The sequence below is a fragment of the Bradyrhizobium sp. NBAIM08 genome (genome assembly GCF_020193935.1).
In the GTDB taxonomy this organism is placed as follows: Bacteria; Pseudomonadota; Alphaproteobacteria; order Rhizobiales; family Xanthobacteraceae; genus Bradyrhizobium; species Bradyrhizobium yuanmingense.
Genome location: NZ_JADYVR010000469.1, coordinates 1 through 437, shown reverse-complemented (window position 1 = coordinate 437; position 437 = coordinate 1). Strand labels below are relative to the sequence as shown.

Sequence of the window (437 nt, the reverse complement as noted above, 5' to 3'; positions counted from 1 at the left end):
GCATGAAAGGCCTGGTGTTTATAAAAGTAAATGCGGATGGAACTTTTAAAAGCAGCGTTGATAAATTTTATGACGCCGCAAAACTTGCCGGAATTGCACAAGCTACCAAAGCGCAACCCGGTGACCTTATTTTGATATTAGCCGGCGCAGAAGAAAAAACGCGCAAGGCCGCAAGCGATCTTCGTCTATACATGGCTGAAAGACTGAGTCTGCGCAAAGCGGATGAATTCAGATTGATCTGGGTTCTGGATTTTCCTTTATTTGAATATGATGAAGAAGGCGGACGTTGGGTTGCGCGTCACCATCCTTTCACTTCTCCGAAGCCAGATCACATAGACGTCATGATCAATAACAATCCTCGGATTGAAGACAAGGCGAATTACCTGGCACATCCTTATGCTAACATAAAAGCCAACGCCTATGACATGGTGCTAAAC

The 437-nt window shown here is 44.9% G+C and carries 1 protein-coding gene; it reads left to right on the top strand.

The window, feature by feature from the left end; genetic code table 11:
• A partial coding sequence (locus tag I6F37_RS40480; RefSeq protein WP_306469188.1) for a GAD domain-containing protein occupies positions 1–437 on the top strand: 437 nt, incomplete at both ends.